The organism is Agromyces protaetiae (assembly GCF_030866785.1).
Lineage (GTDB): Bacteria > Actinomycetota > Actinomycetes > Actinomycetales > Microbacteriaceae > Agromyces > Agromyces silvae.
The window spans coordinates 2,044,337-2,067,160 of record NZ_CP133018.1 but is presented as its reverse complement, the minus strand read 5'-3'; the positions used below and the strand labels follow the sequence as shown (position 1 = coordinate 2,067,160).

The following is a 22,824-nucleotide window of genomic DNA, read 5'->3' as shown; positions in this document are numbered from 1 at the left end:
GCTCAGGAAGATCCCGGGCTGCTGCGGCGCGTCGCCGGCCGACACGCCGCGTCACCGGCAGGGATTCCTGAGCTGCGATCACGGGACAGGTCACGCGACGGCGGCCTCGAGGAGTCGGCACTCGATGAGCGGCGGCGCCGAGACCGCCCGGCCGCCGCGCCGGCAATGGACGGCGATCACGCGGTGGGGATGCCTCGGGCCGATTTCCTTGCTCAGGAAGATCTCGCGCCGCTGCGGCGCGTCGCCGGCCGACACGCCGCTTGGGAGGTCGAAGTTCCTGAGCTGCGATGACGCGCAGGTCACGCGACGGCGGCCTCGAGGAGCCGGTCGAGGGCGCGGTGCGCCGCGGCGCGGGCCGAGGCATCCGCCGGGCGCGCCGCGAGCTGGAGCGCGGCCTCGTTCATGGCGCCGGACAGCTGCGCCGTGAGGGCGTCGAGCAGATCGTCGGGGGTGCCGAGGCTCGCGAGCGCCTCGCGCAGATGGCGCGCGGAGTTCGCCGCGTCGAGCTCGCGCCACTCGGCCCATCCGATGACGGCGGGGGCATCGACGAGCAGCACGCGTGCGGCCGGTGCGGCGGTGATCGCGTCGAGGAACGCGTGACTGCCGGCGCGCAACTCCTCGAAGGCGGAGTTCGTGTCGCCCGAGGCATCCGTCGCCCTCCCGTGGCTCGCCGCGTCCGCCGCGGCGACGACCGAGCCGGCGACCGCGTCTTGCAAGCCGGCCGCGACCGCGCGGAACAGGCCCGGCTTGTTCGCGTAATGGTGATAGACGGCGCCTCGGGTCACGCCCGCGGCCTCGGCGACGTCCTCGAGCGAGACGTCGGCGTAGCCCCTCGCGCCGAACAGCTCGGTGGCGGCGGCGAGCACGACGCGGGCGGTCTCGGCGGCGGCGGCTGCGGTGGCGCGGGGCATACGGGTTCCTTTACGTGCAGTGTGTATGTATAGTGTGGCGTAATAGATACTTATTGTACGTAAAGGAGCGCGCCATGCACGTCACCGGGTTCTACCCCGTCATCACCTCCACCGACGTCGCCGCAGCCGCGGCCTTCTACCGCGATGCCCTGGGCTTCGAGACGACCTATGAAAGCGACTGGTACGTGAGCCTCCGGCTCGACCGCTTCGAGCTCGCGATCCTCGATGCCCGCCACGAGACGATCCCCGAGGGCTTCCGCCGCGCGCCGCAGGGCGTGCTGCTCAACCTCGAGGTCGACGACGTCGACGCCGTGCACGCCGCGCTCACGCGCGAGCACCCGGACCGCGTGCGACTTCCGCTGCGCGACGAGGACTTCGGCCAGCGACACGTCATCCTCGAGGCGCCCGACGGCGTGCTGCTCGACGTGATCCAACCGATCGCGCCGAGCGCCGAGTTCGCCGCCGCCTACGCGGAGGGCGAGGCACCGGCCTGACCCGGCCAGCAAACGGTTCAGGATGCTCCGGCGGCACGAGCCGCCCCTTGCAGAACCGCACCGGAGCCCCCTCCGGCTCCCTCACCCTTCGAGTGCGCCCCGAACCAACGCGGGCAGCGCTGGCACGACCTCGGCCTCGAACCACGGGTTGACCGCGTGCCACCGCGCGTTCAGGCCCGACGGGTGCACGATCGGCACGGTCCCGGGCAGGTAGTCGCGCCACGCGCGCACGGTCTCCGTGAGCGTGCCGCGCGCACGGTCGCCGAGGTAGTGCCGCTGCGCGTAGCCGCCCACGAGGATCGTCAGGCGCGTCTCGGCGAGGCGTTCCAGGACGAGCGGATGCCACCTCGCCGCGAACCCGCGCCGAGGCGGTGCGTCGCCGGAGCCGGCGCGGCCCGGATAGTAGAAGTCCATCGGCAGGATGGCGAACTGCTCGGGATCGTGGAAGATCTCGCGCGTGACGCCGAGCCAGCGCACGAGCCGGTCGCCGCTCGGATCGCTCCACGGGGTGTTCGTCTCCTGCGCACGGCGGCCGGGAGCCTGGCCGACCAGCAGGATCCGCGCTCGATGCGATCCCGTGAACAGCGGCTGCCAGCCCTGCGCGGCCATGGCCGCGTTCTCGGGGTCGGCGCCGACCATCGCCCGAAGATCTGCGAAGTGATCGTCCGCCGGGTCGGCGGCGGCGTGTACGGACCGGCTCGGCATCGGCATCCTCTCGTCTGGCCTCCCACCGTACGCGGGACCGCCCGATCGCCGGCCGCGCGATGCGCGCGACCCGCGCGCGATCCGCGGGCGATCCGCGCGGTGCCGCCGGGCACGCCGCCAGCTACGCTCGTCACATGAGCGACCACGGCGCCTTCCGCCCGGCCCGGCTCGGCCTCGGACTCGCCGCGATCGGCCGCCCGGCCTACATCACGTCGGGCCGTGCCCGCGATCTCGGTGCCCCGGACACGCGGACGGTGCACGAGCTCCGGGACCGCGCACACGAGCTCATCGACGTCGCCTGGGACCTCGGCGTCCGGTACCTCGACGCCGCACGCTCCTACGGACACGCCGAGGAGTTCATCGGGTCATGGCTCGCCAGGCACCCCGGCCGGCGCGACGAGCTCGTCATCGGGTCCAAATGGGGCTATGCGTACGTCGGCGGCTGGCGCATGGACGCGTCCGTGCACGAGCGGAAGGACCACGGACTCGACAGCTTCGAGACCCAGTGGCCCGAGACGATCCAGGCGCTGCGCACCCGCCCCGACCTGTACCTCGTGCACTCGGTCACCCCCGACAGCCCCGCCCTCGGCGACGCCGCACTGCTGGACGCGCTCCGTCGGCTGGCGGAGCGCGGCGTGCGTGTGGGCCTCTCCACCAGCGGCCCGCGCCAGGCCGACGTCATCCGCCAGGCGGCCCGACTGCCGGACAGCCCGTTCTCGGCCGTGCAGACGACCTGGAACCTGCTCGAACCGTCGGCGGCGCCCGCGCTCGCCGAGGTGCACGACGCCGGCTGGGTCGTCGTCGTCAAAGAGGCCCTCGCGAACGGACGCCTCGCCGGCGACGACGAGCCCCGGCTCACCGCACTCGCCGCCGCCGCCGGCCACGCGCTCGACGAGCTCGCCATCGGCGCAGCATTGGCCCAGCCATGGGCGAGCATCGTCCTGAGCGGCGCCGTCACCGCCGACCAGCTGCGGCGCAACGCCGACGCACGGCCGACGCCCATCGACGCGGCGACGAGTTCCGCGTTCGCTGAGCCGCCGGACCGGTACTGGGCGGACCGGCAGCGTCGCGCCTGGACCTGACCCGCACCACGGACCGCTGGGCCGGCCTCGATCGCGCGTCCCGCGTCGTCGAGGCCAGCGCCGGTCGGCGGATGCCTCAGCCGAGGTAGGCGACGGCCTCGATCTCGAACCGGAGGAACGCGAAGCCCATCTGGGTCGTGGTCCGCGCCGGTCGCGGGTGCGCGAACTCGGCGAGATAGAGCTCGTTGTAGCGCGGCAGGTCGGCCTCGTCGCGCACGAACGCGCCGAGCCGCACGAGGTGTTCGCGGCCCGCGCCCGCCTCCGCGAGCACCGCGTCGAGGTTCGCGACCGACCGCGCGAACTCCTCGTCGAACGTGCCCGCGACGAACGCGCCCGTCTCCGGATCGGTCGAGGCCTGCCCCGACACGTACAGCCAGTCGCCCGCGCGAACCGCCGGCGTGAGGACGCGGTCGGGCCGTGCGCCGAAGTGGTCGATCATCGTGAGCCCTCCAAGAGGTCGAGGTCAGGTGCAGGGGTGAGTGGCGTTGACGTCGGCCGGCCGAGGCGCGGCGTCACGGCCGGCGTGCCCGCCGGCCGGGTGCGTCGCGGCAGGCTCCACGGATCGATCGGGCATGCGCCGGGCGCGTCGACCTCGATGACCGTCCGCGCGTCGTCCCCGTACGCCGAGCGCCAGGCCACGGCGCTCTTGGCGACCAGGATCCGGGCGGCGGCCGGGTCGACACCCGCCGACGTCAGATGCTCGCGATGGAAGGGCGGGGTCGCGTGGGTCGTGACGACGATCGTGACGCCACCGGCCTCCAGCACCGCGGTCGGCCCCATGTCGAACGACTGCCCGGTCGCCCAGGATCCCGTGGTCGTGTAGCGGCCGTCGGTGAGGCGGGCGACGCGGCCCCGGACGTCGAGGGCCGGGCCGTGGAGGTCGTCGACCTTGCCACCGATCCGGACGTCGAGCTCGGCCCCGTGCCCGGCCTCGTGCGCGAGTGCGGCGACCTCGCGGTCGGCGATCGCGACGACGGCACCCGTCGCGTCGGCCGCGAGCAGCTCGGCGAGCAGCACGGTGCCGTCCCCGGCACTTCCGGCGCCGATGTTGTCCGCGACGTCGACGAGCACGACCGGCACCTCGTCGGCCGCCAGCGCGGTGGCGACCGCATCGGCCGGCGTCGGGCGCACGATCTCGAACGCGCCCGCCGCGTGCCGCCGCGCAAGGTCCGCCGCCGCAGCGTCCGTCGCGGCGCGCGCCGCGACCGCGTCGTCGGCGCGGCTCACCGCCACGACCGAGAACCCGGCCCGCGCGACGTCCTGGTAGGCGAATCCGGCGAACACCGACGCCCTCAGGATTCCCGCGTCGGACGCCGTGGCCTCGAACGCCGCGAGCGCATCGCCGAGCGGGCCGTCGGTGGCCTGCGCGAGCGGCGCCGTCAGCAGCGGCAGCTTCGCGATCGTGGTCACGACTCGTTCGCCCGCGAGCATGCGGTCGATGAGCTCGACCGCCGTGCGGCCGCACTCCCACATGTCGACGTGCGGGTACGTGCGGTAGCCGACGATGGCGTCGACGGCGGCCGCGAGCTCGACCGAGGGGTTGCCGTGCAGGTCGAGCACCGCGGCGATCGGCACGTCGCCCACGATCGATCGGATCCGTTCGACGATCGCCGACTCCGCGTCATCCGTGCCGTCCACGACCATGGCGCCATGCAGGTTGAGGGCGATCGCGTCGAGCCGTCCGGCGGAGGAGAGCGCGGCCGTGAGGCCGTCGAGCAGTGCGTCGAAGACCTCCGCGGGCGCCGGACCGCTCGGCCACGCGCCCGCGGCGAAGACGGGGACCGCACGCTCGCCGAGCCCGTCGAGGAAGCCGCCCACCACCGACCGCGTACCCCGGTGCGCCTCGGCCACGGCATCCCCGTCGGCCAGCTCATAGTCGCGCCAGGCGTCCAGTGCCGCGAGGCGGCGCGAGTAGCCGTTCGTCTCATGCCAGACGCTGACGACGCCGACACGTGGCTCGGTCATCGGGCAGCGAGCGCCGCGTCGACCCGGCGCAGCGTCTCGTCGAGCTCGGCCGGACCGTGCGCGGCCGACACGTACCAGATGCCGCGCCCGGCCACCCACACGCCGTGATCGGCGAAGCGGCGCGCGAGCTCGGCGTATCCGACGAGGTCGCGACGCTGCAGGCCGGCGAAGTCCTGGAACGGCTCAGGGTCCTCGCCGAGCGAGACGTGGAACGCCATCGGCAGCCCCTGCACTCGCAGCGGCAGGCCGTGCCGGCGTCCGGCCTCGGTGAGGCCCTCCATGAGCGCGAGCCCGTGCTCGCGGATCCGGTCGTACGGCGGGTCGTCGGTGAGGCGCCGCATCGTCGCGGCGACCGCCGCCGCGGCCATGACCGACGAGTTGAACGTGCCCGAGTGGTTGACGCTGCCGTCACCGAAGCGGGCCATCAGGTCGGCCCGGCCCGCGAGCGCCGAGACCGGCCAGCCGCCCGCGACGGCCTTGCCGTAGGTCGCGAGGTCAGGCGTCACGCCGACGAGGCCGCTCGCACCCTGCGGGCCGATGCGGAAGCCCGCGATGACCTCGTCGAAGATGAGCACGATGCCGTACCGGTCGCACAGCTCACGGACCGTCTCGAGGTAGCCCGGCCGCGGCAGCACCGCGCCGGTGTTGAACATGATCGGCTCCATGATCACGGCCGCGATCTCGCCGGAGCGGGCCGCGAGCGTCGCCGCGAGCGCGTCGGGGTCGTTCCATGGCAGCAGGATCGAGTCGTCGAGGTGGGACGCGAGCTGACCGGCGCTCGCCGGCACCGCGCGGTGGTCCTCGACCGAGAGCAGCACGTTGTCGAGCCAGCCGTGGTAGTGCCCCTCGAAGCGCACGAACCTGTCTCGCCCGGTCACGGCGCGCGCGAGCCGCAACGCACCCTGCACCGACTCGGTTCCGGAGACGCCGAAGCGGACCTGATCGGCCCAGCCGAGCACGTCGAGGAAGCGCTCGCCGGCCTCGACCTCGAGCGGGTGCTGCGCGCCGAAGACCATGCCGTTCGCGACCGCATCGGTGACCGCCGACGTGATGTCGTCCGGTGCATGGCCGAGGAAGTTCGGGCCCTGCCCGAGCAGGTAGTCGACGTAGTCGTTGCCGTCGATGTCCCAGATCCAGGCGCCTTTGCCGCGCGCGAAGAACACCTTGGGGCTCGCGAGCCGGACGTTGGAGTGGACACCGCCCGGCGTGAGCCGCAGTGCGCGCTCCCTCAGCTGATCGGACTGCGCGGACGAACGGACGGTGGTCATGCGGGGGCTCCTTCGGAGGTGGTGAGAGTGGCGTCGCGGTCGGCGAACGCGGCCGCGCGCCCGATGACGCCGGCGATGACACGGGCGACCTCGCCCGCGGCCTCGACGGTCATACGGCTGGTCGGGGCGGAGAGGCTGACGGCGACCGGCATGGTCGTGCCGGGCACGACCACGGCGACGCAGCGCCCGCCGATCTCGTTCTCCTCGTTGTCGAGTGCGTAGCCCTGCGCCCGCACGCGGTCGAGCTCCGCGAGGTACTCGGGGACCGTGGTGATCGTGTTCACGGTGCGCGCCGGCATGCCCTCCTGCCGGAGGATCGACTCCACGAGGTCGACCGGCTGCTCGGCCGCGAGCGCCTTGCCCAGTGCGGTCGCGTGCAGGTACTCGCGCTCGGCGGGCCTCGGCGCATTCCTGATCGACGCGCGCGACTCCACGATCTCGAGGTACGCGATCCGGGTGCCGTCGAGCATGCCGAGGTTGATCGTCTCGCCGAGGGTGTCCCGCAGATGCACGAGCTGCGGCGTGAGCCGCCGCGTGAGCGTCTCGATGCGGTCGCCGCTCAGCGCGAGGCCCATGCGGTAGTCGCCCGCCTCGGTGCGCTCGACGTAGCCGCGGCTCTCGAGGGTCGCCAGATAGCGGAACACCGAGCTCTTCGGCAGCTCGGTCGCCTGCGCGAAGTCCATGAGACTCAGCCCGTCCTGATGGGCCTGCACCAGGTCGAGGATGTCGCAGACGCGCTGCACCGACCGGATCGAATAGTTGGCGTCGGTCATGGGGTGCTCCTTGTGTTCGAGTGCTGCAGGTGTTCGTCAGTGGGGACGCCGAGCCGGGTCGGCCTCCGAGGGGTCACGCCGACGAGCGGCCGGCCGCGCGCGACGGCAGCCGCGCGTTGCAAGGTCGTGACGAGCCCGGTGGCCGGCGCGCGGACCTCCTCGAGGATCTCCCCCGGGCCACCGAGGATACGTCCGATCGGCTGCCCGGTCCGCACCTCGTCGAGGAGCGCCACGGCCCGCTCGAACAGGCCGTCGACGCCCGCCGCGGTGAATCCGTCGACGTCGCCGTCGCCGTGCAGCCAGGTCGTGGGCTGCGGACGGACCCGCTCAGCGCTGAGCATGCCGTGCGCCTCGAGCACCGAGCGCACCCCGTCGACGTATGCGGTCAGATACCGCTCGTCGAGCACGCCGCCGACCGGCGACTCGACGTAGAGCGCGGGGATCCCGCGTTCGGCCGCGACCGTGAGCGTGCGGCCGGGCCCGAGCGACGGATGCGTCCACACGAGGTCGATTCCGAAGCCCGCCGCAAGCCGCACCGCGGCGTCGCCGTGCGCCGACCCGTCGTCGAGGCAGCCGACGAAGAGCGGCATGTCCGTCGCGGGGTTCGAGGTGTGCAGGTCGATGAGCACGTCGGCCCCGGCGATGACCTCGTCGAGCAGCAGCCTCGCGAGTCGCTCGGTCGGCGTGCCAGCCGGGTCGCCCGGGAACGACCGGGCCAGGTTGCCGTCGTCGAGCGGCGACTCCCGGCGGTCGGCGGCGTGTGCGGCCTCGTGCGCGACGGGCACGACCACGAGCGAGCCGCGCACGAGCGGCCAGTCGCCCGTGGCGATCCGGCCGGCGGCCACGATGCCACCGACCTCGTCACCGTGCACGCCGCCGAGCACCACGATCCGAGGGCCGGCCGCGGCGGCGGCGCGTTCGTACACGTCGACGCCGATCTCGGAGGTGCCGGCGCCAGATGTGCCGGGCTCTGCCGTGCCGGCGCCAGATGTGCCGGGCTCTGCCGTGCCGGGCTCTGCCGTGCTGGCCGCCGTGAGCCGTCGTCGCACCGTGACCGGGCTCATGCGTGCTCCTCCCCCAGTCGCGCGAGCACGCCGCCCACGTCGGTGGCCGCGATGATCGGGACATCCGCTGACGTGGCGAGGCGCTGCAGCGCCGAGGTGTCCTTGTATCCGGCGCCCGACAGCACGGCGACGACGTCGTCGTCCGGACCGAGCCGGCCCGACTCCGCATCGGCGATGACGCCCGCGACGGCGGTCGCGCCCGCTGGCTCGACGAGCAGGCCGTGCGCGTGCGCAAGGCGTGCCTGCGCCGCGTGGATCCGCTCGTCGCTGACCGCGGTCGTGTGCCCGCCGCTCTGCTCGACGGCCGTGGACGCACCGACGGCGTCGTAGAGCACCGCCATCTGCAGCCCGGACACGCCGGTCTCGACCGCACCCGGCATTCCCGAGAGCCGCCCCTCGAGTGCGAGCGGCAGCGCGGTCGCGCCGGCGGGGTGCACCCCGACGAGCCGGACTCCGGCGCCGACCCGGGCGAACCCGCGGTGCAGCCCGGTCAGCAGCCCGCCGCCGCCGACTGGCGCGTACACCGCCGTCGGTCGCACCCCGTCGTCGATCACCTCCCAGGCGATCGTCTCCACACCGCGCATCGCCTCGGGCGCATAGTGGTAGCCCGTGAGCATCGGATAGTAGGCCGCGCGCTCGGCGGCGGCCGCGACCGCGTCGGCGACCGCGCGGGTCGAGGCGGCATCGTGGCCGACCCCGTGCACCCGATATGCGACGCCGCCCGTCGCGGTGATCTCGAGCATCTTCACGGGCAGCGTGTCGGAGAGCGTGAAGAGCACCGCGCGGCGACCGGCTGCGGCCGCGTACGCCGCCGCGGCCGCCCCGCCGTTGCCGGACGAGGTGCCCACGAGCCCGTGCAGCCCATGGGTGCGCACGAGCGACGCCGCGACCGCAGCGATGCGCGCCTTGAACGAGCCGGTCGGGTTGCGATCCTCGGCCTTCAGGCGGAGCGAGCCGAGGCCCAGCTCGCGACCGAGCGTCGCGCTCACGTCGAGGAGCGGCGTGCCGCCCTCGCCGAGCGAGACCCGGTCGGCCGCGTCGACGGCGGGCAGCCGGTCCGCGTATCGCCAGATGCCGGGTGCGCCGAGCTCGACCGCGCTCACGGGGCGCTCACCGCCAGCGGCGCGCCGCGTCGGCGCAGGCGCGGATCCGGGACCGGCACGGCGCGCAGCAGCGTGCGCGTGTACTCGTGGCGCGGGTCCGCGAACACCTGCGCCGTCGGGCCGTACTCGACGATCTCGCCCAGGTGCATCACCGCGACCTGCTGCGCGAGGTGCCTGACGACGGCGAGATCGTGCGCGATGAAGAGATAGCTGAGGCCGAGCTCGCGCTGCAGGTCGGACAGCAGGTTCACGACCTGGGCCTGGATCGACACGTCGAGCGCCGACACCGGCTCGTCGAGGATGAGCAGCCGCGGTTGCAGCGCGAGCGCCCTGGCGATGCCGACCCGCTGGCGCTGGCCACCGGAGAACTCGTGCGGGTAGCGCGACGCCCACGCCGGTTCGAGCCCGACGAGGTCGAGCAGCTCGCGTACGCGGGCGGTCCGCGTGGCGCGCGTGCCGATGCCGTGGACCACGAGCGGCTCCGCGACGATCTCGCCGACCGGCATGCGCCCCGGCAGCGAGGCGTACGGGTCCTGGAAGACGAACTGCAGTTCTCGGCGCAGCGGCCGCCATTCGCGCGCGCCGAGCGCGTGCAGCTCTCGGCCGTCGAACACGATCCGCCCCGAGGTCGGCTTCTCGAAGCCCATCACGGTCTTCGCGACGGTCGTCTTGCCCGACCCCGACTCGCCGACGATCGCGAGCGTCTCGCCGCGCGCCACCTCGAACGAGACGCCCTTGACGGCTTTCACCGCACCGCGCTCGCGCCCGACCAGGCGTTGCCGCCCCGGGTACTCCTTCACGAGGTCCTCGACCACGAGGATCCGGTCGCGCTCTGCCATCAGGCCACCTCCTCGGTATCGGTGCCGGGCTCGGTCGCCGCGTCGCCGTCGGGCGGCGTCGGTGCACCGGCGTGCTCGGCGGCCACGTAGTGGTCCGGCCCGACCCGCACGAGCGGGCCGGCGCCCGCCGCCGCGCGGCGGGCGGCCGAGACCCCCGCGAGACGCTCCTGATCCTCGTCCATGCGCGGCAGGCTGGCCAGCAGCGCCTTCGTGTACGGATGCCTCGTGTCGTGGAAGATCGCGTCGACCGGCGCCGTCTCGACCACACGACCGCCGTACATCACGACCACCCGGTCGGCCATCTCCGCGATCACGCCGAGGTCATGCGTGATGAGCACGAGGGAGGCGCCGACCTCACCCTGGACGCGGACGAGGAGGTCGAGGATCTGCGCCTGGATCGTGACGTCGAGCGCGGTCGTCGGCTCGTCCGCGATGATGAGCTTCGGCCGGTTCGCGATCGCGATCGCGATCATGACGCGCTGCCGCATGCCGCCGGAGAACTGGTGCGGGTACTGGCGCGCACGTGATTCGGGGTCGGCGATGCCGACGTCGGCGAGCAGCTCGTGCACGCGGGCGGTGACCTGCGACCGGGCGAGCCCGGGCTGATGACGGCGGATCGTCTCGGCGATCTGCGCGCCGACCGTCATGACGGGGTTCAGCGCGGTCATCGGATCCTGGAAGATCACCCCGATGTCCTTCCCGCGAAGCGCCGCGAGCTGACGGTCGGTGCGGGTGACGAGGTCGACGCCGTCGAACACGGCGCGCCCGCGCACGGTCGCCGAGCGGGGCAGCAGGCCGAGGGCCGACATCATCGTCACGCTCTTGCCGGAGCCGGACTCCCCGACGACGCCGAGGCACTCGCCGGGCCGGACGTCGAACGAGACGCCGTCGACGCCGCGGACCTTGCCGCCCTCGGTGCGGAACTCGGTGACCAGATCCTGCACGCTGAGCAGGGCGGTGCTCTCGTCCGGGCGGAGCAGGTCAACCGCGGGAGACTCGGCTGCGCGGTTCATCGGGAGCTCCTCGGGTCGGAGGCGTCGCGGAGTCCGTCGCCGATGAAGTTGACGGCGAGCACCGTGATGGCGATCGCACAGCCGGCCGGGATCCACAGCCACGGCATGGTCTGCAGCACCGTGAACGACTGCGCCTCGTTCAGCATGTTGCCCCAGCTCGCCGTGGGCGGCGGCACACCGAGGCCGAGGAACGAGAGTCCGGCCTCGAGCAGGATCGCCTGGGCGACGAGGATCGTGGCCACGACGGTAAGCGGCGCGACCACGGCGGGCACGACGTGCTTGACGAGGATGCGCACCGTGCTCGCGCCCAGGCCGCGCACGGCTCGGATCGAGTCCTGGTCGCGCAGGCTCAGCACGAGGCCGCGCACGATACGGAACGCGGTCGGCCACTCGAAGAGCCCGACGGCCAGGATCAGGGTCGTGATGCTCGGGCCCGTGAAGGCGACGATGATGATGACGACGATCAGGGTCGGGAACGACAGGACGACGTCGGTGATCCGTGAGAGCACGGCATCGATCCAACCGCCGAAGAAGCCGGCGATCGCGCCGAGCACGAGACCGATCACGGTCGCCGTGAGCGCCACGGTCAGGCCGACGAGCAGCGAGACGCGTCCACCCGCGAGGAGCCGTGCGAGCACGTCGCGTCCCGCCGAGTCGGTGCCGAGCAGGTGTTCGGCGCTCGGTGGCTGACGGATCGCGGTCGGATCGACCGCGTTCGGGTCGATCGGCAGCAGCAGTGGCCCGAAGACGGCCGCGAGCACGACGATGGCGAGCACGACCGTGCCGGCCATGGCGAGCCGGTGGCGGCGGAAGCGCCGCCACGCGAGCCGGCGCGGGCTCACTTCGACGCGGGTGTCCTCGGGGACGATCGGGGTGGAGACGAGTTCGACGATCATTGCTGGCACCTCACAGCCGGATCCGAGGGTCGACGAGGGCGTACGAGATGTCTGCGATGAGATTGCACACGAGCACGATGACCGCGATCATCATGACGAACCCGAGCAGGATCGGATAGTTCCTGGCGAGGATCGCATCGAGGGCCATTCGGCCGACGCCGGGCCAGGAGAACAGCTGCTCGATGATCACGGCGCCCGCGAAGAGGACCGGGATCTGCAGTGCGACGACCGTGATGAGCGGGATGAGCGCGTTGTGCAGCCCGTGCCGGACCACGACGCGCGGGCCGCTCAGGCCCTTCGAGCGTGCGGTCGTGATGTAGTCCTGGCCGAGGGTCTCGATCATGCTCGATCGGGCGTAGCGCACGTACGGCCCCGCGAGCATGAGCCCGAGGATCGAGGCGGGCAGTGCGAGGTAGTAGAGCGAGTCGAGGAACCCGCCGTCCCCGCCTGGCGAGTTCATGCCGGCCGTGGGCAGCCAGCGCAGGGTGAGCCCGAAGACGAAGATGCCGACCAGTGCGACGAAGAACGGGGGCACCGAGATCATGATCAGGCTCAGGAAGCTGATCGCGTAGTCGGTGCCGGTGTTCCGCCGCAGCGCGGCCAGGACGCCGAGCGTGATGCCGACCACGAGTGCGATGGCCAGTGCGACCCCGACGAGCCGGAGCGTGCCGCCCAGCCGTTCGACGAGGATCTCGGCCACCGGCCGGCCGTCGACGTAGGAGTAGCCGAGGTTGCCCTGGAGCAGCTCGCCGACCCACCGCAGGTATTGCACGGGCAGTGGCTGATCCAGTCCGAGCTGCGTGCGAAGCGCGGCCAGCGCGGCCTCGCGGTCGCCGACGAAGCCGAAGGGGTTCAGCATCATCTCGGCCGGGTCTCCGGGCATGGTGCGCACGAGGAAGAACAGCAGGACGCTGATGCCGAAGAGCACGACGACGGAGATGAGCAGCCGCCTGGCGAGGAACACCGCCATATGAGCCCTTTCGTGTGGGAGCGATTCGTGGGAGGTGGGATGGACGGCCGGCGTCGCGGGGCAGGCACGCCTGCGACGCCGGCCGCCGGATCAGGCGGGCGTCATCCGATGGTCCACTCGGCGATGTTCCAGAACGCCTGGGTCGGCAGCGGGTTCAGCTTGAACCCCTGGACCCGCTCGCTGGTCCCCGCGAGGGTGTTCGGCACGTAGAGCGGGAAGATCGGCAGCTCCTCGTTAATGATCGTCTGCGCGTCCGCGTAGACCGCGGCACGCTCGTCCTGGTCGGTCGTCGAGATGCCGGCGATCAGCAGCTCGTCCAAGGCGGGGTTGCAGTAGCGCGACAGCGCGTTGCTCTCGCAGGTCAACCGCACGTTGACCGCGGCCGGGTCGACGTTGAACAGGCCGTAGCCCGAGATCAGCAGGTCGAAGTCGCGGTTCGCGATCGCGTCGGCGAGTGTGCCGTTGTCGTACTGCGTGACCTGCGCGTTCATGCCGATCTCCTGCAGCTGCCCGGCGATGATCGTGAGCGCCTGCTCGCGGTCCTTCGGCCCGGGCACGATCTCGAGCCGGACCGGGGTCGAGGCATCCCAGCCGGCCTCGGCGAGCAGCGCCTTGGCCTTGTCGACGTCGCGCTCGTAGTGGGTGAGCCCGTCCGGAACGGCCCACTCGGGGCCGTGCATGATGGTGTCGACCACCTCGCCGTACCCGGCGAGCACCTGGTCGACGAGCGCCTGACGGTCGATGCCGTACATGATCGCCTGACGCACGCGCACGTCGGAGAACTTCGCCGAGTCCCACGCATTGTGCAGGGCCATGATGCCGGGGCCGCCCACGTCGTGGAACACGACGCCGGGCAGCTCGGAGATCCGGCTCGCATCGGCCGCGGCGACCTGCGAGAAGTCGATCTCGCCGGTCTGCAGCTGTGCCTGCGCCGCGTCGGTGGCCATGAACTTGGCGTAGACGTGATCGAGGCCGAGCTCGCCCGGGTACTCCGGGTTCGGGACGAACTCGACTTCCTCATCGGTCCGCCACGACGAGAACAGGTACGGCCCGATGCCGACCTCGGGCTCGCGGAACGCCGGGTTGGTCGCGAGCTCGGCGAGCGGGAGTTCGCTGTAGACGTGCTCGGGCAGGACGAAGTACAGCGGCTCGGCGATGTCGATGAGCTTGGCGGTGTTCGGTCGCACGAGCTGCATCACGAAGGTGTCGTCGTCGGGAGCGCTGAATCCCGAGACGGTCTCGGCGGCGCCGGACGCGACGTCCGCGGCTCCGGCGACGTCGGCGAACGCGCCCGCGTTCTGCGATCCGGATCCGGGGTTCGCGTACAGGTTGAAGGTGAAGAGCACGTCCTCGGAGGTGAACGGCTCGCCGTCGCTCCAGGTGACGCCGTCCTTCAGGTCGAAGGTCCAGGTCAGGCCGTCTGCGCTGACCTCCCAGGCGTCCGCGAGGCGGGGCTGGAACTGGCCCTGGTCGTCCACCGCGATGAGGCTGTCCCAGTGCAGCGATTGGACCAGCTGGTTGCCGGCGACCTGTGCAATGAGGGGGCTGAACGTGGAGGGGGCGTTGTACAGCTGGACGCTCACGTCACGTGAGCTGTCTTCGGTCGCTGCGGGGTCGGGCGCCGTGCAGGCCGCGAGCGACAGCACGGCCGCTCCGGCGAGGAGGGCGAAGGCTGGAGTTCTTTTCACTGCGATGCCTTTCTTGATCTGGTCGGGTGCTGCTCCGTCCGGAAGCCCGCCGAGGGTGTCTCACCAGATGGGATGACGGGTTCCATTAGCCAATACTCGCTCGCCGCCCAGGCGATGGATAGGGGTTCATGTCTCATTTGTGTAAACTTTGCGTTCCACCTGCTGAAACGTCGCTATGATCCGCGGTTGCGTCCGGGCCCTCACCGTCGTGACGGAGCAGGTTCCAGGCCACGTACCGTCCGCCGCCCTCCGGCAGGAAGCTGTAGAAGAACACGCGCGCAGCGTCGTCGCCCTCGGCCACGATCGCGGGATAACCGCACTGGTACTCGCTGGTGAGGCGCGTTCCGTGAGGGTCCTCGAGCAGGCACGGGTCGCCCCAGGTCAGCCCGTCGGGTGAGCCGATGCGGGCCTCGACGCCGGGTTGCACGTCCGACCCCTCGGGCGCCCATCGGCGCGACACGAGCAGCAGCGTGCCGTCGGCGAACCGGAGCAGATCGGGTGACATCCCGCTGAAGCCGATGCGCTCGACCGCCGACCAGGTGGCACCGCCGTCGGCCGAGACCGCGCGGAAGAAGGCGAGGGTGGCGTCGCCGCCGACTCCCTGCTGGCGGAGGACGGCCAGCAACCGCCCGTCCGCGAGCTCGACGACCGCCGTCTCGGTGAACCCGTCGGTCGGGTCGTGCGGCCGGAACTCCGGATCGAAGATCTCCTCGACGTCGTCGCCGCGTGCCGAGTTGCCACTGTCGACGTACTCCCCCACGAGCCGTGCAGCCGGGTCGTACCCGATCGTGCCGCGCACCGCCCAGGTGTCGCCGCCGTCGGTCGAGGCGAGCAGCGCCGAGCGCCAGCGCTCACCCTCCCGAAGCTTGCCCCAGACCGGCCACAGCAGGTCTCCTCGATGCTCCACGATGCGGCCGTACACGGCCGGCCAGGCGAAGTCGACGTCGACGGGTTCGTCGTGCGTCCAGGTGACGCCCTCATCGGCAGACCGGAGCAGCCGCAGCCGAAGGCGCCGCCCGGCGGTGCCCTCGCCCTCGGTCCAGGTCACGGCGTTGACCGGCAGCAGCAGCGCGCCGTCGGCCCGCCGGGCGAGCCCGACCGCGCCGAGCACGGCGTCCTCGCCGTCGTGCGGCGCCGCGGCCACGGCCGGCCCCGTCCAGCTCCGCCCGCCGTCGAGCGAGCGGGTCACGTGGACCGCGCCGCCCGGCCAGCCGTCGGGCACGGTCGAGTACGCCACGACGAGGGCGTTCGGCGTCTCCACCGCGGCGGGGAACATCGCCGGCGTCCCGGTCACGGCACCTGCGCCCGCGATTCTGACCCGCGTCGCGGCGGTCATCGCCCGGCCGCCACGTCGACGATCGCCGCGATGCGCTCAGCGAACACGGCATCGGGCTGCGTGAACGGCTCCGCGACCGGCGGAAGCGCAAGCCCGAGCATGTGCGCCGCCCCCGTCTTCAGTGCGTTGATCGCCGTCGCCGGTCCACCGCCGCCCGCGAGCGGCACCCGCAGCACCTCGAACAGCTCGAGGTAGCGGCGCTGCGCCTCGGCGTCGACGCGCCCATCGACGGCCGCCTCGAACAGTTCGACCGCCGGCCGGGGCAGCACGTTCGCGAAGCCGGGGACGATGCCGTCGAAGCCGAGCACGAAGGCCGCGTCGATCGTGATCTCGGACCCGATGTAGCTGCGGAACCCGTCGATCCCGGCCACCGCGTCGACCATCAGGCGCCCGGCCGTGAGGTCCCCGGATGAGTCCTTGACGCCGGCGAGCACACCGGAGCGGGCGAGGTTCGCGATCACGCCGGCCGGGAGCTTCCGCGGCGTGCGCGGGGGCACGTCGTATGCGACGACCGGCACATCGACCGCGTCGGCGACGAGCGTGAAGTGGCGCTCGAGCTCGGTATCGCTCGAGTCGAAGAACATCGGCGGCAGCACGAGCAGCGCGCCGGCGCCGGCGTTCTCGGCCTCGCGCGCCGCGAGCACCGCGTCGTCCGTGCCGTGCCCGACGACGCCGGCCCACACCGGGACCCGCCCGTCGACGGCGTCGGCCACGATCTCGATGGTGCGCGCCCGGCGGGCCGGCGTCAGCGTGCCCAGCTCGCCGGTCGAGCCGACCGCAAGCAGACCGTGGATCCCGGCCGCGAGCTGTGACTCGACGAGGGCCGCCATCGCGGCGGCATCCGGCTCGCCGTCGGCGTCGAGGAAGGTGACCAGGGGCGTGACGATGCCGCGAGGGAGGGCGTCGGGGGTGATCATGCAGAACTCCATGGGTCGGTGGTGCCGGGATGGATCTGGAGGGCCGGGTCAGCTGAGCAGGAACCCGCCGTCGACGAGGAGGTCGGTCCCCGTCACGTACGAGCCGCCCGGACCGAGCAGGAAGCGCACGGCCGAGCCGATCTCGGCCGGCTCTCCGCGTCGGCCGACGGCGGGCTCGCGCACGGCCCGTCGTCCGTCCGGGGCGTCGGGCGCGACGCTCGAGGGCGTCGCGATGTCCCCCGGGGAGACGGTCACGACGCGGACGCCGAGCGCGCCGAGTTCGAGGGCCGCGCCGCGGGCGAAGGCGATGAGGCCGGCTTTGGTCGCCGAGTAGACGGATGCCGCGGGCGCGGGTGCGTGCGCGAGCACGGAGGAGACGAGTACGACCGTGCCTCCACCGTGCGCCGCGAAGTGGCGTGCGGCCTCGGCCGTGGCCGTGATCGGCGCACGCAGGTTCACCGCGAGCATCCGGTCGACGTACTCATGGTCGATGTCGAGCAGCGTGCGGTGCGCCGGAGGCCCGGTGACGGCCGCGTTGGCGACGAATCCGTCGAGTCCGCCGAGCGTCCGGGTGGCCCAGCGCACGGCGCGTTCGGGCTCGCCGGGCACGCCGAGGTCCGCGGAGAGCCCGGCGACCCTGCCGGCGAGGCCCGTCGACTCGAGTGCCGACGCGAGCTCGGACTGGGTCCGCTGGACGACCGCGATCGCGGCGCCGGCGTCGAGCAACGCGTGCGACGCGGCCGCGCCGATTCCGGTGGCGCCGCCGGTGATGAGCACGCGGCGGCCGGCGAGCTCGGCGGTCATGCGACGAGCTTTTGCGGTCGGCGGCCGGCGTCGAACGCCGCGACGGCCGCGTCGAGGTGCACGTGCGCCCGGGTGACGGCGACGGCGCCGTGGCCGGGGAAGAGATGGTCGGGCTCGAGCGCGCGGAGCGCGCGGATGCTCCGGGCCAGCGCCGCGGCGTCGGTGTCGGCGGTGTCGAGGATCGCGACGCGGCCCTGAGCGAAGACGACGTCACCCGTGAACAGGGCCAGTCCGCTCGGCAGCCGGATCGCCCAGGCGACCGAGTCGTCGCTGTGGCCGGGCGAGGGCACCGCATCGACCCGCAGATCGCCCAGTTCGAGGTCGCCGGCGGGCAGGATGCCCGGCAGCGGCCGAAGGAGCGTGTCCGCCGGGTACACGCCATCGCGGCGACCGGCCTCGAGCCCGATGGCGCGCTCGTCGCCCGCGGCGATCCGTGCCGCTGCGACGGGGTGGGCGTGCACCGGCGCGCCGAAGTGCGCCGCGAGTTCGGCCGCGCCGCCCGCGTGGTCGACGTGCCCGTGCGTGAGCAGGATCGCTGCGAGAAATCGGCCGCGCAACGCCTCCTCGATGCGCCGCGCGACCCGCTCGGTCGCGCGGCCGCAGCCGGTGTCGACGAGCACCGCGGCGTCGCCCGCGGTCACGAGGTAGGCGTGCGCGTCGTACGGGTCGGTGAGGCCGAATCCGAGATCGCCGCTCGCCACGAGCGTGCACGAGGGCAGTAGGTCCACGGTCCTCCTCCGATCCGAGAATGAAACCGGTGGTTTCATTTCGGAGCAGTCTGGTGGGTCGAGCCGAATGCTGTCAAGCGCGGGTCCACGATCACTTCGCCGTCCAGCCGCCGTCGACCGGCAGCGTCGCGCCCGTCACATAGGCCGAGGCATCCGAAGCCAGGAACACGAGTGCGCCGGTGACGTCGTCCGGTCCCGCCAAACGCCCGAGCGGGACCCGCGCCTCGTAGGCGGCGACGAATCCCGGGTCCTGCCCGTCGAGCAACCCGCCGGGACACAGGCAGTTCGCTCGCACGCCGCGCGGACCGAGCCAGGCCGCGAGATACCTGGTGAAGCCGACCATGCCCGCCTTGTCGTACGCGTAGAAGGCCGGCATGGTGAGGCCGGTGCCCTCGTAGATCGCGAACTCGGGCGCCACCAGACCGTAGATCGAACCGATGTTCACGATCGAGCCGCGCCCCCGCTCGGCCATGCCTGCGGCCACGTCGCGGGTGAGCTGGAAGAGGCCGCGCGAGTTGACCGCCGAGGTCGCCTCCCAGTTGGCGACCGTGGTGTCCTCGAGCGCACCGCCTGCGCGGTGCACAGCATTGTTCACGAGCACGTCGACCGGGCCGACCGCGTCGCCGAGCGCGGTCGTGAACCGCTCGACATCGGCCGCGTCGGCGAGGTCGAGCGCGAGCCCGGTCGCCTCGAGCCCGTCGCGCGTGAGCCGGTCTGCCGTGGCCGCCGCGCGGTCGCCATCGCGCGAGGTGGTCACGACGTGCGCGCCGGCCTCGGCGAGCGAGCGCGCGAAGTGCGAGCCGTACAGCCCGGCACCCCCGGTGATGAGCACGGTCTTCCCGGTCAGCGCGAAACGGTCGAGCAGTGGCACGGTGGGCGTCCTTCACCTCGGCATTGACAGTGGATCGTCGGTCAGGCTATCAATGTGTCTCATACAGTGGTCAAGCGTGTTCCGCTGATTGAAACATGTGCGCAACATCGACCGAGAGGAACCGACGTGGGCAGCCGCCGTCTCGTGGCGATCTCCGGGCTCGGCTCGATCGCGCGCCAGCACGCCGCGGCGTTCGGCCGCCTACCGGGCATCGAACGGATCGGATTCGACCCGAGCGAAGCCATGCGCGACGCCGCGCTCGCCGACGGCGTCGTCGAGCGTGTCGCGCCCTCGCTCGAGGCGCTCCTCGACGCGGACCCGCACGCCGTCGTCGTGGCCGCCCCCGACCCGTGGCACATCCAGCAGCTCCGTGCGGCGGTCGCCCGTGGCATCCCGACCCTCGTCGAGAAGCCGCTCGCCGACTCGCTCAGCGCTGCCGCGACGGCCGCGAACGACCTCGCCGGCAGCGGCGTGCCCGTGCTCGTCGGCTACGTGCTGCGGCATCGGCGCGTTGTGGAGACCGTGCGCGCGCTCATCGCCGAGGGGGCGATCGGCGACGTCGCCACATTCCAGGTCATGCTCGGCGCCTACGGCACCATCCCGGCGGCCGCCTCGCGCTTCGCGACCCCCGAGCCCGACCGGCTGTACCGGGACTACTCGCACGAGTGGGACTACCTGCGCTTCCTGCTCTCCCCCGTGACCGCGGTGTCGGCCGTCGCGCGCACCGTCGCGGTGCCCGGTCACGTCGAGTCGCCCAACGCGGTGGACGCCCTGCTCGAGCTCCGGTCGGGAATCGTGGGCGCGGCGCACATCGACTATGTCGAGCCCCGCGGCACGCGCACGCTGCAGCTCGCGGGCACCGAGGGCGTCCTCTTCGCGGACATCCGGCACGGGCGGATCTCGCTGCGCCGGGCCGGCGAGGACCACGAACGCCGGTACGCCCTCGCGGAGTCGCCGGCCGAGCCGCTCGCGAGGCAGGCCGAACATCTGCTCGCCGTCGCCGACGGCGAGGCGGAACCACGCGTGACGCTCACCGACGGCGTCGCCGCGCTCGCGGTCGCCGATGCGCTCGCACGCTCGGCGGAGACCCGCAGCTGGACCGCCGTCGAACATGGCTGACCTCGACGAGGCGAGCACGCTGCTCGCGGGGAGCGAACCGCTCCGCTGGCTCTTCACGGGCGACAGCATCACGCACGGCGCCGCGCACACGAACGGCTCGCGCGACTACGTGCAGCTCTTCGAGGAGCGCGTGCGCTGGGAGCTCGGCCGCACGCGGGACCACGTCCTCCGCACCGCGATCAGCGGACGCACCGTGCCGGATCTGCTCGATGACGCGGAGTGGAGTCTGTCGCAGTACCGCGCCGACGTCGTCTCGCTCATGTTCGGCATGAACGACGCGAACACGGCGACGCCCGATCTGCTCGGCTTCGCCGACGACCTCACCCGTGCCGTCGCGCTGGCGCGCGCCGCGGGCGCCCGCGCCGTGATCGTGCACACCCCGAACCGCATCATCGCCACCGAGACCGCGGCCCGGCGCGCCAACCTGGCGTCCTACGCGGAGGTTGTCCGTCAGGTCGCGGTCGCGACCGACGCCGTGCTGGTCGACCACCACGCGGCCTGGAGCCGCGCCGAGCAGGCCGGGGCGGTCGAGCGGTGGATCGGGCACGGCTGCCACCCCAACGCCGAAGGTCATCGTGTGCTGTACCGGGAGCTCGCCGCGGCGCTCGGCATCTGGGACCCCGCGAGCCCGACCGGGCGTGGCTTCATCCCCGCGGCCGAGCTGCTCCCCGAACGACGGCCCGGCCCGCCGCCCGGATCATCCGCCGGTCGGCCCGACGACGGCGTGCCGCATCCGATCGCCGCCGACGTCCGCGGCAGGATCTGAACCATGTTCGTCGACCTCCACGGCCCCGCCCTCGACGCGTATCGCAGCGCGCAGACCGAACCCGCCGACTTCGACGCCTTCTGGGCGTCGACCATCGCCGAGAGCCGCGCAGCGGCTGACGAGACGGATGCGGCCGAGCTCACCGTCGAGCGGATCGAGACGCCGCTGCACGCATTCGAGGTGTACGACGTGACCTTCCCGGGGTTCCGCGGCCAGCCCATCCGCGGCTGGCTGCGCCTGCCGCGCCATGCCGACGGCCCGCTGCCCGTGCTCGTGCAGTACCTGGGGTACGGCGGCGGGCGCGCGCTGCCGACCGAGAACCTGATCTGGGCCTCCGGCGGGTTCGCGCATTTCGTCATGGACACGCGCGGGCAGGGCTCCACCTGGAGCGTCGGCGACACGCCCGACCCCGACGGCACCGACCCGCAGTTCCCGGGCGTGATGACGCGCGGCGTGCGAACACGCGAGACGTACTACTACCGCCGCCTCATCACCGACGCGGTTCGCGCGATCGACGCGGTGCGCGCGATCGATCTCGTCGACGGCTCGCGGGTTGCGCTGTACGGCCGCAGCCAGGGCGGCGGGCTCGCGCTCGCCGCGGGCGCGCTCGCCCCCGATGTGCTCGGCACCATCGCGCAGGTCCCGTTCCTGTGCGACTTCCCGCGGGCGATCACGATCACGGATGCTCCGCCGTATTCGGAGCTCGTCAGGTATCTCTCGGTGCACCGGCGCGAGGTCGAGCGCGTGCACGAGACGCTGCGCTACGTCGACGGCGTGAACTTCGCCCGGCGTGGGCGGGTTCCGCTGTGGATCTCGGCCGCACTCATGGATGCCACGTGTCCCCCGTCGACCGTCGTGGGCGCGTTCCACGAGTGGCAGGGGCCGAAGGAGCTCACGATCTGGCCGTACAACGGCCACGAGGGCGGCGGCGCCGACGGTGACGTCGAGGTGCTCGAGGTCGCGCAGGGACTGCTCCTGGGCTGATCGCAGCGACCCGGGACGGTCGGCGCACGAGCACGTCGGTCGGTCGGCGCGTGAGCGCATCGGCGCGTCAGCGGGTCAGCGCGGTCGGCGCGTCAGCGCTGGAGGAGCCGGTTGAGCCACTCCGGCCCGGCGACCTGGACGGATGCGGGCAGCCGGCGCCGCAACCCGCGGTCGGCCGTGACGACGAGGGCGGCCCCGCCCGCGGCGATGCGTGCCTGCACCGCGTCGACGATCGCGTCGTCGCCGCTGCCGGGAGCGCGGACGACCGCCACCCCATCGGGCACCTCCGCACGTTTCGCGGCGCCCTCGAGCACGACGGTGACGGCATCGAGCGTGGTCACGGCCTGGGCTTCGCCCGCGGGCAGCTCGACGCGGGCACCGATCAGCTCGGCCGTGCTCGCGAGCAGGCGCGTCGTGGCGCCGGCGCGGTCGCGCCACCAGCCGTCGGGTCGCGAGCCGAGGACGTTCGCCACGTCGATGAACAGGTCCATGGCTTCCACAGTAGGGCGCTGGGTTCAGTCGGGCGGC

General features: G+C 72.7%; 25 protein-coding genes. 5 read left to right on the top strand and 20 right to left on the bottom strand.

What is annotated here, in order from left to right:
- Positions 1-90: 90 nt before the first annotated feature.
- Positions 91-303, bottom strand: a complete 213-nt coding sequence (locus QU602_RS09535) for a hypothetical protein (protein ID WP_308800059.1) — start codon at positions 301-303, stop codon at positions 91-93.
- Positions 300-911: a TetR/AcrR family transcriptional regulator gene (locus tag QU602_RS09530; protein ID WP_308800058.1), complete on the bottom strand. Its 612-nt coding sequence runs from the start codon at positions 909-911 to the stop codon at positions 300-302. The genes QU602_RS09535 and QU602_RS09530 overlap by 4 nt, the downstream gene beginning before the upstream one ends.
- Positions 912-985: 74 nt before the next feature.
- Here QU602_RS09530 and QU602_RS09525 point away from each other — a divergent pair, with 74 nt between their 5' ends.
- Complete coding sequence (locus QU602_RS09525) at positions 986-1,405, top strand: VOC family protein (RefSeq protein WP_308800057.1); 420 nt, start codon at positions 986-988, stop codon at positions 1,403-1,405.
- A gap of 81 nt (positions 1,406-1,486) precedes the next feature.
- On the opposite strand, the gene QU602_RS09520 is transcribed toward QU602_RS09525, so the two are convergent.
- Complete coding sequence (locus QU602_RS09520) at positions 1,487-2,110, bottom strand: uracil-DNA glycosylase family protein (protein ID WP_308800055.1); 624 nt, start codon at positions 2,108-2,110, stop codon at positions 1,487-1,489.
- Between the two features lie 134 nt (positions 2,111-2,244).
- On the opposite strand from QU602_RS09520, the gene QU602_RS09515 reads away from it, so the two are divergent.
- On the top strand, positions 2,245-3,192 hold the full coding sequence (locus tag QU602_RS09515) for an aldo/keto reductase (RefSeq protein WP_308800054.1): 948 nt from the start codon (positions 2,245-2,247) through the stop codon (positions 3,190-3,192).
- Between the two features lie 76 nt (positions 3,193-3,268).
- Here the strand turns inward: QU602_RS09515 and QU602_RS09510 are convergent, their stop codons facing one another.
- The 16 genes from QU602_RS09510 to QU602_RS09435 all read right to left on the bottom strand — a co-directional run bounded on the left by QU602_RS09510 (position 3,269) and on the right by QU602_RS09435 (position 19,427).
- Positions 3,269-3,631 carry a RidA family protein gene (locus QU602_RS09510; RefSeq protein ID WP_308800053.1) on the bottom strand — a complete coding sequence of 121 codons (363 nt, stop codon included), beginning with the start codon at positions 3,629-3,631 and terminating at the stop codon, positions 3,269-3,271.
- A complete protein-coding gene (locus QU602_RS09505) occupies positions 3,628-5,157 on the bottom strand; it encodes a M81 family metallopeptidase (protein ID WP_308800052.1) in 1,530 nt (509 codons plus the stop codon). Before QU602_RS09505 ends, QU602_RS09510 begins: the two co-directional genes overlap by 4 nt.
- Positions 5,154-6,425 carry an aspartate aminotransferase family protein gene (locus QU602_RS09500; protein ID WP_308800051.1) on the bottom strand — a complete coding sequence of 424 codons (1,272 nt, stop codon included), beginning with the start codon at positions 6,423-6,425 and terminating at the stop codon, positions 5,154-5,156. The genes QU602_RS09505 and QU602_RS09500 overlap by 4 nt, the downstream gene beginning before the upstream one ends.
- Positions 6,422-7,198, bottom strand: coding sequence for an IclR family transcriptional regulator (locus tag QU602_RS09495; protein ID WP_308800050.1), 777 nt, complete (start codon positions 7,196-7,198; stop codon positions 6,422-6,424). The genes QU602_RS09500 and QU602_RS09495 overlap by 4 nt, the downstream gene beginning before the upstream one ends.
- The gene (locus QU602_RS09490) at positions 7,195-8,262 is read right to left on the bottom strand and encodes a succinylglutamate desuccinylase/aspartoacylase family protein (protein WP_308800049.1); all 1,068 of its coding nucleotides are present in this window, start codon (positions 8,260-8,262) and stop codon (positions 7,195-7,197) included. The genes QU602_RS09495 and QU602_RS09490 overlap by 4 nt, the downstream gene beginning before the upstream one ends.
- Entirely contained in the window at positions 8,259-9,365 is a 1,107-nt protein-coding gene (locus tag QU602_RS09485) for a pyridoxal-phosphate dependent enzyme (protein WP_308800048.1), read from the bottom strand. Before QU602_RS09485 ends, QU602_RS09490 begins: the two co-directional genes overlap by 4 nt.
- Positions 9,362-10,204: an ABC transporter ATP-binding protein gene (locus tag QU602_RS09480; RefSeq protein WP_308800047.1), complete on the bottom strand. Its 843-nt coding sequence runs from the start codon at positions 10,202-10,204 to the stop codon at positions 9,362-9,364. The genes QU602_RS09485 and QU602_RS09480 overlap by 4 nt, the downstream gene beginning before the upstream one ends.
- Positions 10,204-11,217, bottom strand: coding sequence for an ABC transporter ATP-binding protein (locus tag QU602_RS09475; RefSeq protein WP_308800046.1), 1,014 nt, complete (start codon positions 11,215-11,217; stop codon positions 10,204-10,206). Before QU602_RS09475 ends, QU602_RS09480 begins: the two co-directional genes overlap by 1 nt.
- Complete coding sequence (opp4C, locus tag QU602_RS09470) at positions 11,214-12,113, bottom strand: oligopeptide ABC transporter permease (protein ID WP_308800044.1); 900 nt, start codon at positions 12,111-12,113, stop codon at positions 11,214-11,216. The genes QU602_RS09475 and opp4C overlap by 4 nt, the downstream gene beginning before the upstream one ends.
- A 10-nt stretch (positions 12,114-12,123) precedes the next feature.
- On the bottom strand, positions 12,124-13,077 hold the full coding sequence (locus QU602_RS09465; RefSeq protein ID WP_308800043.1) for an ABC transporter permease: 954 nt from the start codon (positions 13,075-13,077) through the stop codon (positions 12,124-12,126).
- Positions 13,078-13,184: 107 nt separating this feature from the next.
- Positions 13,185-14,771, bottom strand: coding sequence for an ABC transporter substrate-binding protein (locus QU602_RS09460; protein WP_308800041.1), 1,587 nt, complete (start codon positions 14,769-14,771; stop codon positions 13,185-13,187).
- 133 nt (positions 14,772-14,904) lie between these two features.
- Complete coding sequence (locus tag QU602_RS09455) at positions 14,905-16,107, bottom strand: sialidase family protein (protein WP_308800040.1); 1,203 nt, start codon at positions 16,105-16,107, stop codon at positions 14,905-14,907.
- On the bottom strand, positions 16,104-17,024 hold the full coding sequence (locus QU602_RS09450; RefSeq protein ID WP_308800039.1) for a dihydrodipicolinate synthase family protein: 921 nt from the start codon (positions 17,022-17,024) through the stop codon (positions 16,104-16,106). Before QU602_RS09450 ends, QU602_RS09455 begins: the two co-directional genes overlap by 4 nt.
- Positions 17,025-17,072: 48 nt before the next feature.
- Positions 17,073-17,828, bottom strand: a complete 756-nt coding sequence (locus QU602_RS09445) for an SDR family NAD(P)-dependent oxidoreductase (protein ID WP_308800038.1) — start codon at positions 17,826-17,828, stop codon at positions 17,073-17,075.
- Positions 17,825-18,556: an MBL fold metallo-hydrolase gene (locus tag QU602_RS09440; protein ID WP_308800037.1), complete on the bottom strand. Its 732-nt coding sequence runs from the start codon at positions 18,554-18,556 to the stop codon at positions 17,825-17,827. The genes QU602_RS09445 and QU602_RS09440 overlap by 4 nt, the downstream gene beginning before the upstream one ends.
- Positions 18,557-18,647: 91 nt before the next feature.
- A complete protein-coding gene (locus tag QU602_RS09435; protein WP_308800036.1) occupies positions 18,648-19,427 on the bottom strand; it encodes an SDR family oxidoreductase in 780 nt (259 codons plus the stop codon).
- Positions 19,428-19,553: 126 nt separating this feature from the next.
- Here QU602_RS09435 and QU602_RS09430 point away from each other — a divergent pair, with 126 nt between their 5' ends.
- Genes QU602_RS09430 through QU602_RS09420 form a run of 3 tightly spaced genes read left to right on the top strand, consistent with a single transcriptional unit; the run spans position 19,554 to position 22,296 of the window.
- A complete protein-coding gene (locus QU602_RS09430; protein ID WP_308800035.1) occupies positions 19,554-20,546 on the top strand; it encodes a Gfo/Idh/MocA family protein in 993 nt (330 codons plus the stop codon).
- Entirely contained in the window at positions 20,539-21,312 is a 774-nt protein-coding gene (locus QU602_RS09425; protein WP_308800034.1) for an SGNH/GDSL hydrolase family protein, read from the top strand. Before QU602_RS09430 ends, QU602_RS09425 begins: the two co-directional genes overlap by 8 nt.
- A 3-nt stretch (positions 21,313-21,315) precedes the next feature.
- Positions 21,316-22,296: an acetylxylan esterase gene (locus QU602_RS09420; RefSeq protein WP_308800033.1), complete on the top strand. Its 981-nt coding sequence runs from the start codon at positions 21,316-21,318 to the stop codon at positions 22,294-22,296.
- 92 nt (positions 22,297-22,388) lie between these two features.
- Here QU602_RS09420 and QU602_RS09415 read toward each other — a convergent pair whose 3' ends face one another.
- Complete coding sequence (locus QU602_RS09415; RefSeq protein WP_308800032.1) at positions 22,389-22,787, bottom strand: hypothetical protein; 399 nt, start codon at positions 22,785-22,787, stop codon at positions 22,389-22,391.
- Positions 22,788-22,824 lie beyond the last annotated feature (37 nt).

What these genes read in the sequence shown, in the direction of transcription:
- QU602_RS09530 (WP_308800058.1), bottom strand. Translation starts at nt 911, where the DNA reads ATGCCCCGCGCCACCGCAGCCGCCGCCGCCGAGACCGCCCGCGTCGTG.
- QU602_RS09525 (WP_308800057.1), top strand. Translation starts at nt 986, where the DNA reads ATGCACGTCACCGGGTTCTACCCCGTCATCACCTCCACCGACGTCGCC.
- QU602_RS09520 (WP_308800055.1), bottom strand. Translation starts at nt 2,110, where the DNA reads ATGCCGAGCCGGTCCGTACACGCCGCCGCCGACCCGGCGGACGATCAC.
- QU602_RS09515 (WP_308800054.1), top strand. Translation starts at nt 2,245, where the DNA reads ATGAGCGACCACGGCGCCTTCCGCCCGGCCCGGCTCGGCCTCGGACTC.
- QU602_RS09510 (WP_308800053.1), bottom strand. Translation starts at nt 3,631, where the DNA reads ATGATCGACCACTTCGGCGCACGGCCCGACCGCGTCCTCACGCCGGCG.
- QU602_RS09505 (WP_308800052.1), bottom strand. Translation starts at nt 5,157, where the DNA reads ATGACCGAGCCACGTGTCGGCGTCGTCAGCGTCTGGCATGAGACGAAC.
- QU602_RS09500 (WP_308800051.1), bottom strand. Translation starts at nt 6,425, where the DNA reads ATGACCACCGTCCGTTCGTCCGCGCAGTCCGATCAGCTGAGGGAGCGC.
- QU602_RS09495 (WP_308800050.1), bottom strand. Translation starts at nt 7,198, where the DNA reads ATGACCGACGCCAACTATTCGATCCGGTCGGTGCAGCGCGTCTGCGAC.
- QU602_RS09490 (WP_308800049.1), bottom strand. Translation starts at nt 8,262, where the DNA reads ATGAGCCCGGTCACGGTGCGACGACGGCTCACGGCGGCCAGCACGGCA.
- QU602_RS09480 (WP_308800047.1), bottom strand. Translation starts at nt 10,204, where the DNA reads ATGGCAGAGCGCGACCGGATCCTCGTGGTCGAGGACCTCGTGAAGGAG.
- QU602_RS09475 (WP_308800046.1), bottom strand. Translation starts at nt 11,217, where the DNA reads ATGAACCGCGCAGCCGAGTCTCCCGCGGTTGACCTGCTCCGCCCGGAC.
- opp4C (WP_308800044.1), bottom strand. Translation starts at nt 12,113, where the DNA reads ATGATCGTCGAACTCGTCTCCACCCCGATCGTCCCCGAGGACACCCGC.
- QU602_RS09455 (WP_308800040.1), bottom strand. Translation starts at nt 16,107, where the DNA reads ATGACCGCCGCGACGCGGGTCAGAATCGCGGGCGCAGGTGCCGTGACC.
- QU602_RS09450 (WP_308800039.1), bottom strand. Translation starts at nt 17,024, where the DNA reads ATGATCACCCCCGACGCCCTCCCTCGCGGCATCGTCACGCCCCTGGTC.
- QU602_RS09445 (WP_308800038.1), bottom strand. Translation starts at nt 17,828, where the DNA reads ATGACCGCCGAGCTCGCCGGCCGCCGCGTGCTCATCACCGGCGGCGCC.
- QU602_RS09425 (WP_308800034.1), top strand. Translation starts at nt 20,539, where the DNA reads ATGGCTGACCTCGACGAGGCGAGCACGCTGCTCGCGGGGAGCGAACCG.
- QU602_RS09420 (WP_308800033.1), top strand. Translation starts at nt 21,316, where the DNA reads ATGTTCGTCGACCTCCACGGCCCCGCCCTCGACGCGTATCGCAGCGCG.
- QU602_RS09415 (WP_308800032.1), bottom strand. Translation starts at nt 22,787, where the DNA reads ATGGACCTGTTCATCGACGTGGCGAACGTCCTCGGCTCGCGACCCGAC.